The following is a 7,452-nucleotide window of genomic DNA, read 5'->3' on the forward strand; positions in this document are numbered from 1 at the left end:
TATTTTTTTCTCGAATTACTCTCGCATAACCAGTTAAATGATGTCCAGTTACTGTTTAAAAACTATAAACTTTCTAAGGAAGCTCTGCTAGATGATCTAAATGAAAGTTTATTTCAGCTTAACAAAGGCAATTCGCGCACCCCTATTTTTGCCACGTCAATTATCCGCTTACTTGAGCAGGCTTGGCTACTAGCCTCCGCTGAAAAAGAACCCATCATTCGTAGTGGTCACCTACTTGTAGCTTTACTAACAGCTTCCGATCTGTATCAAATTGCGATGCGTTCATCCTCAATTTTTGAGCTGATTCCGATTGATACAATGAAGCATCAGTTCCTGGATTTGTGCCAGGACAGTATTGAAAATGTGTCAGCTCAATTAATAACGTCTCAGCCAGTAGCTCATCGAAATGCTGAAACGACTGCAAAAAAAACTCCTGCATTGGATCAGTACACGATTAATCTGACCCAGAAAGCTATTCAAGGAAAAATTGATCCAGTGATTGGGCGTGAATTTGAAATTCGTTTGATGCTGGATATTTTGATGCGCCGTCGTCAGAACAATCCGATTTTGACAGGTGAGCCGGGAGTCGGCAAGACGGCTGTAGTGGAAGGATTGGCTCTCAAAATTGCCCAGCAACAGGTCCCTGATGCCCTGAAAAATGTGCAATTACATGTGCTGGACATGGGGCTGTTACAGGCAGGCGCCAGTGTCAAAGGTGAATTTGAGAACCGACTGAAACAAGTAATTCAGGAAGTACAAAGTGCTGCCTATCCAATCATCCTGTTTATTGATGAAGCGCATACCCTGATTGGTGCGGGTGGCCAGGCCGGTCAGAATGATGCTGCAAATTTACTAAAACCGGCACTTGCAAGAGGTGAATTACGTACCATTGCCGCAACCACGTGGGCGGAATACAAACAGTATTTTGAAAAAGATGCAGCGCTCAGCCGCCGTTTTCAGGTCGTCAAAGTTGAGGAACCAACAGAAGCAGTCGCGATTGATATGCTCCGCGGCATGATTCCAGTGATGGCTCAGCATTTTAATTTGCAGATTGATGATGAAGCGATTATCGCTGCGGTACATGCATCACATCGTTATATCCGTGGACGTCAATTACCCGATAAAGCGATTAGTGTCCTGGACACTGCCGCCGCTCGCGTTGCACTGACTCAGAATGCTCAACCGGCACAACTCGATCACCTACAGGCACAATTGCACAATCTGGAACTGGAACACAAATTACTCACTCAGGAAAACCAGAACCTGCCCATTCACCATGAACGACTCAATAATCTTTCAGTAAAAATTGCAGAGCTTAGGCACAACATCCAATGCTTGGAAAATCAATTGCGACATGAATTGCACATTGTTCAGCAGATCCGGGAGTTTCAGACTCCGGATCAGGACGAAAAGTCTAGTCAAAAAATTGCGGTATTACGTGCAGAACTGGCTGAAGTACAGCAAAAAAATCCACTGGTCTTTGAACGCGTCAATGCCAGCATCATTCATGACATCATTTCGGATTGGACGGGTATTCCAGTGGGTAGAATGGTCAATGATGAAATCAGGCAGGTACTAGAGCTTGAAAGCTGTATGGCGCAGCGTGTGATGGGGCAAGATTATGCTCTAAAGCAATTGGTGCAAGGTATTAAAACCTCTAAAGCTAAACTGGAAGATCCGAATAAACCCCAAGGCGTGTTCCTGCTAGTGGGTCCAAGTGGTGTCGGTAAAACTGAAACAGCCCTGGCCCTGGCAAATGAACTGTATGGTGGTGAATCGCATCTGATTACTATCAATATGTCGGAGTATCAGGAAGCCCATACGGTTTCTTCCTTAAAAGGCGCGCCTCCAGGTTATGTCGGTTATGGTCAAGGGGGCGTGCTGACTGAAGCTGTTCGCCGCAATCCATATAGCGTGGTGTTGCTGGATGAAATTGAAAAAGCGCATCGTGATGTGCAGGAACTGTTTTATCAGGTCTTTGACAAAGGTATGCTGGAAGATGGTGAAGGACGGCTGATTGATTTTAAAAATACCACGATTTTGCTGACGTCTAATGTCGGATCCTCTGCCATCATGCAGGCCTGTCTGAATCATCCACCTGAACACTGGCCAAGCGCAAATCAGCTGATTGAACAGCTTAAACCTAGTTTATATCAGCAGTTTAAACCGGCGTTCTTGGGACGTATGCAGATCGTACCGTACTTCCCGTTGCATGATGATCTGCTACTCAAAATTATTGAACATAAACTCGGTAAAATTATTCAGCGAATACAAACCCAATATCAAACTGAAGTTACCTACAGCGATGACCTCTTAGAACTCATTTTAAGCCGTTGTACAGAAGTAGATAGCGGTGCACGTAATGTTGACCATATTCTGAATGCCAGTGTATTGCCTGCTTTAGCCACCGAAATTTTAATGGCACTCAGTGAAGAAAAAGTGCCTGAGAAAATTCAGATTGAGGTTGAAAATGATGAAATCATTTATCTTTTAGATCAACAGCAACCCAAAGCGAAAACCAAACGCACCCGAAAAAAGAAAACGGACGCCGTATAAAATTATATTTAGAAATTAAAAATTAAAGAAAAAGAATAAGTTTCAGGTGAAGAATGACCCTAGATATTGAACAACTGCTTGCCCCCATCTCTGATCATCAGCCATGTGGTGAGGACTGCTCATTTTCAAATGACTTTCATGCCATTAAAAAGGCTAGAATTCAAGATGATCCTTTGCTGGATCAAGGTGACTGGATCTCTGAGCCACGTCAGGCAGACTGGCATTTTGTACTGAATAAATCGGTTGAGCTCTTAAGTGAAAAAACCAAAGATCTGCGACTTTACACCTGGTTAGCTGAAGCCTGGGCAAGAACTCACGGATTTGAAGGAATTTCCCGCGGCCTGGAACTGAGCCATCGCAGTATTCAGAAATATTGGCCGGATTTACATCCTTTAATTGAGGAAGATGATTTAGATCAGCGCCTGGGTTTACTGCAAGGCTTAATCAGCCAGATTCCGGCATTGATGAAACAGGTTCCCCTGGTCAGTCAGGCACCGTTTTATCATTTGGGAAATTATGAGGCATTTTTACATCAACAAAATGTCCGGTTACGCCATAACCAGCAGGATGAAGATTATGAATCTCTAACTGGCAATGATGAGCTGCAGAATTTCGAGCAATTACTTCAGGCAACTTCCCGCTCGGTACAGTTACAGAATTATCAGCAGGTCTTGGATATTCAAAAGCACTGGCAGCAACTCAAAATAACCCTAGATGATTTACTAGGTCTGGATGCACCGAGTTTTTCTGTAATAGATGAACAGGTTGATTCCATTATTGCCCAGATTAAACGCCTGTATAAAGTGGAACAGATCGCACATCAAAATAATGAAAACTTATTACAGCCGAAAGAATCAGCAATTCAGCCAGGTTATACGGATACAGTCTCTGCTGTTGCGCAGATTCAATTCAGATTACAGCCACAAAATCATCTGGCCAACCGGGAACAGGCGCTGAAAGTCTTAAATGAAATTGCTGATTATTTCCAGATACATGAACCGCACAGCCCGGTGAGTTATATGCTGCAGAAAACCATTCGCTGGAGCCAGATGCCGCTACACGAATGGCTGGCACACGTGATTAAAAATGAGAATCCCCTGGAACAGGTGCAAGAGTTACTAGGTGTACCCGATATGAATAATTCGAATAGTGAGTGGTAAGACTGAATGTTTAAAGCAGAAAAAGTTCTTTGGGGGGAAGGTTTATTTTTACGACCTCAGCATTTTCAGTTACAGGATGCCTATCATGAACAACGTCTGAACCAGATGATTCAGGCAACCTTTCCTTTTGCCTATGGAATTCAAGCGATTGAATTCGATGAGGCCCAGTTCAGCATGAATATCATGGCACTCAGCCGGATTGAAATGGTCTGGCAAGATGGGGAAATTTATCGTGCACCTTCACAGGATCTATTACCTGAGCCCGTGCAACTTGACAGTCTGAATCTGCGTACAGAAATGGCTGTTTATCTTGCTTTACCGATGGTTCAGGCAAGTAAACAGAATCTTAACCATGAAGATAATTCACAGTCCAGCCGTTATCATTCCCATTTAAGCTCGACTCATGATCTGTTTACCAATGCCGCTACAGCCGAAATTACCCTGTTACGCCGTCGTGCAGAATTCAAGATTTTTGAAATCAGCCAGGAGCCTGAACAGGCCCTCGATGGTTATTTTTATATGCCGATTGCAACAATGAAACGCCAAAGCTCAGGGCATTTTGTGCTGGATCATAAATTTATTCCGCCGATTCTGCATATCGAAGCCTCAGAAAATCTACTGAATAATCTGAAGCGGACTTTGAATATTATTCGCGCCAAGATCAAAACCATTCAGAACAACAACCGTGAAAATGAACAAAAACTGATTGAATTCCGTTCGGGTGATATCGTGTCTTTCTGGTTGGTGAATGCCCTCAATACTGCACATGCTACCCTAAATCATATTCTGCTATATCCACGTATTCATCCGGAACGACTGTATTCTGAATTATTACGTCTGACCGGGTCATTGCTGACCTTTTCAACCGCGTATGCTGTCGACCAGTTACCGCAATATCAGCACCATCATTTACAGGACAGTTTTAGTCAGCTGGATGTCATTTTACGTGAACTGCTGGATACGATTATTTCAAACCGCTATATCAGTATTGCCCTTAAAGAAACCCGGCCATCTTATTGGGTGGGCAGCCTTGAAACAGACAAAATTTCCCGGGATACCCGTTTGTATCTCGCGGTATCCAGTAGGGTCATGCCCACCCATGACCTGATTGCTTATGTACCGATCCGCTTTAAAGTGGGCAGTACGATTGATGTTGAACAACGCGTGATTGCAGCCTTGCCCGCAGTGCCAGTTCAGCATCTGATTCAGGTGCCGACCGCGATTCCGGTGCGTTCTGGTGTGAGCTATTTTGAGATAGAACCGAATAATGAACTGTATCAGCGCATGCTTGAGTCCGAAACCATTTGTGTCTATATCCCGAGTGGGTTCCAAGACATTTCAATTGAGCTGATTGCTGTAGTAAATGGATAAAAATAATGAATAGTCTAAATAATGCCCCTTCACTATTTGACGATGGACAAATTGGCATCGGTTTCCAGGCTCGAACAGATACAGATACACCTCTATACTCCGCGACTGCCAGTCTGGTCGATCTGTTGCATGATGGATTCTATGTGGTGTTTCTGATCCGCAATCAGTATGTACCTGCCGATCTGGAATCCTTCCGCCAGAAAGTGCTGGATATGCTGTCACGTTTTGAAACTCAGGCGAGAAAACTGCAATTTTCTGCTGAAGATATTCATGATGCAAAATATGCCTATTGCGCATTACTCGATGAAACCATCGTGACCCAGCAAGCTCCGCATTTTTTTGATCTGCAAAATTTCTGGATGATGAGTCCACTCCAACTAAGTCTGTTTGGATCACAACTGGCAGGTTATCGTTTCTTTGAACACATGGAAGAAATCCGCAATAAAGACAAAGAACGCCTCGCCGTTCTTGAGGTCTATCATTACTGTTTATTGTTAGGCTTTCATGGAAAATACCGGATTGAATCGATGAGTCAGCTGAATAGTCTGATTAGTCGGGTCGGTGATCAGATTGATTATCTCAAAGGGAAAAAAGCCTTTTCTCCTTTTTCGGCCATTCCGGATCAGATCAAACACATCATTCACCGCGAATTACCATTTTTCTGGATTTTGATTTTCTGGTTGCTGTTTGCGTTGGCAAGCTTTGTGGGTTTGCACTATGTATTATCCAAGGACCGCAATACAGCATTTGCCCAATATCAAAATGTGATTAGTGTTCCTGTAGAACAGGCCTATATCACCATCCATTTACCATAAATATTAGTGACTATGGCATATCAAAATAATAAACATATTCGTATTTTACAGTCTGTAAAGTCTCTGTCTTATTCTCCTCACTTTTACTTATTGAGCGGATTTATACTTGGAGTGTTATCAGTAGGCTCAGTTTTACTCGGCTATTACTATTATCAGAATCATAAAGCAAGCACTGCTGCACAGTTGACAGCAGCAAACGATCAAGGAGCAGATTCAAGCCATACTGTAGCAGGTGAGCAGCTTATTCAAAAAGCTGGTGCACCGTCGGATCAGGAAAATATCCAAAATCTGGAAGATGGTTTTGATCAAAATATTGACAACATGTTTAAGGTAGCAAAGCCAGCAAGTGCAAACGAGCCTGCAAATACTGGATCACCTTTTGACTCTGCATTTGCTATTCAAGAGCAAAAGCCTTTACCTCAGACCAATGATAAAATTAAGCCGCTTACATCCCAACCTCAAACCATTCGATCTTCAACTACATCCACTAAAGACATCCAACAATCTGAAAAAAATCCTGTAAATGTAAGGCTTGTTACTCAACCCACAAAACCAAAACAATTAGAAAAAACTGTTGAGCTAAAAACAGCAAGTACGTCTACTCAGGAACAGTCACCTGCGAAGACTCCAAAAGAAAATCCTGAAGTCACACAGTCATAAAGCATGATCTACCTCATATTATCCAGTTTTATTTTACTTAGCCTCGGCATGTTAGTGCTGGTTTCTTATGATTTCAGAATCCGTTTGATAAGCTTATTCACGCAAATTTTACCCTATGGCAAGAACCGTATTTTGGCTGTCAAACAGCTGGCTTGGGAATTTAATCAGGCAGCTTCGTCAGCGAAAATCCAGTCACATTGGTATATTCAGCAATGGTGGATTTTACTGGCCGCATTGGCATTATTCAGCAGCATCATCATTTTTAGCTTAACCCGTCCCATTACTGCCAGTACTTTTGAAGCAAATTATTTACGGGAAGTTGATCCGCAAATCTATAGCTTACTGGATGGTCAGGTGTTAGCATCTCCTCCGGAAGTAGATGAACATCTGATTGAAACAGCCTTGCAGGAAGAAGCAAATTACTATGCCAATGTAGTTTCTGCGCAAGTGATTACTCCTTCACCCAATCCTGTTGGAAATGTACATCTGCCAAACAGTCATCATCATAACGATCTCAATACAGCCAACCGGAAATGGGACAAAATTAATCCACGTTATAAACAGCGTTTATTGATGGTGTTTAAGATCATGCGCGAACAGCATGGCTATGAACTGGTTTTATTAGAAGGTTATCGTAGTCCAGAGCGCCAAAATTCACTTTCAGCGAATCCAAATACCACACGCGCCAAAGGCTATCAAAGTTATCATCAGTTTGGTCTGGCCGCGGATATTGCCTTTAAACGGAATGGCAAAGTCGTGATCAGCGAGCGAGATCCATGGGCGATGCGTGGTTATGAACTCTATGGGCAAGTGGCCGAATCCGTCGGACTCACTTGGGGCGGTCGCTGGAAATCGATCAAGGATTATGGTCATACTGAATATCGCATGCT

The 7,452-nt window shown here is 43.0% G+C and carries 6 protein-coding genes; all 6 read left to right on the forward strand.

Going from position 1 to position 7,452, the window contains the following annotated elements:
• Positions 1-2,556 (forward strand): type VI secretion system ATPase TssH (gene tssH, locus B4033_RS13190; RefSeq protein WP_286834592.1); only part of this gene is annotated, 2,556 nt, incomplete at its 5' end.
• 53 nt (positions 2,557-2,609) lie between these two features.
• Positions 2,610-3,716 (forward strand): type VI secretion system protein TssA, encoded by a 1,107-nt coding sequence (gene tssA / locus B4033_RS13195; RefSeq protein WP_286834594.1) that lies wholly within the window; start codon positions 2,610-2,612, stop codon positions 3,714-3,716.
• 6 nt (positions 3,717-3,722) lie between these two features.
• The gene (tssK, locus tag B4033_RS13200) at positions 3,723-5,087 is read left to right on the forward strand and encodes a type VI secretion system baseplate subunit TssK (RefSeq protein WP_286834595.1); all 1,365 of its coding nucleotides are present in this window, start codon (positions 3,723-3,725) and stop codon (positions 5,085-5,087) included.
• Positions 5,088-5,092: 5 nt separating this feature from the next.
• Positions 5,093-5,902 (forward strand): type IVB secretion system protein IcmH/DotU, encoded by an 810-nt coding sequence (gene icmH / locus B4033_RS13205; RefSeq protein WP_286834597.1) that lies wholly within the window; start codon positions 5,093-5,095, stop codon positions 5,900-5,902.
• A gap of 12 nt (positions 5,903-5,914) precedes the next feature.
• Positions 5,915-6,562: a hypothetical protein gene (locus B4033_RS13210; RefSeq protein WP_286834599.1), complete on the forward strand. Its 648-nt coding sequence runs from the start codon at positions 5,915-5,917 to the stop codon at positions 6,560-6,562.
• A 3-nt stretch (positions 6,563-6,565) separates the two neighbouring features.
• A partial coding sequence (locus B4033_RS13215) for a M15 family metallopeptidase (RefSeq protein ID WP_286834601.1) occupies positions 6,566-7,452 on the forward strand: 887 nt, incomplete at its 3' end.

This window comes from Acinetobacter sp. UBA3132 (genome assembly GCF_002364825.1).
Classification (GTDB): domain Bacteria; phylum Pseudomonadota; class Gammaproteobacteria; order Pseudomonadales; family Moraxellaceae; genus Acinetobacter; species Acinetobacter schindleri.

Bases quoted from the DNA above. Each gene is read 5' to 3' on its own strand.
- tssK (WP_286834595.1), top strand. From the start codon at position 3,723: ATGTTTAAAGCAGAAAAAGTTCTTTGGGGGGAAGGTTTATTTTTACGA.
- tssA (WP_286834594.1), top strand. From the start codon at position 2,610: ATGACCCTAGATATTGAACAACTGCTTGCCCCCATCTCTGATCATCAG.
- icmH (WP_286834597.1), top strand. From the start codon at position 5,093: ATGAATAGTCTAAATAATGCCCCTTCACTATTTGACGATGGACAAATT.
- B4033_RS13210 (WP_286834599.1), top strand. From the start codon at position 5,915: ATGGCATATCAAAATAATAAACATATTCGTATTTTACAGTCTGTAAAG.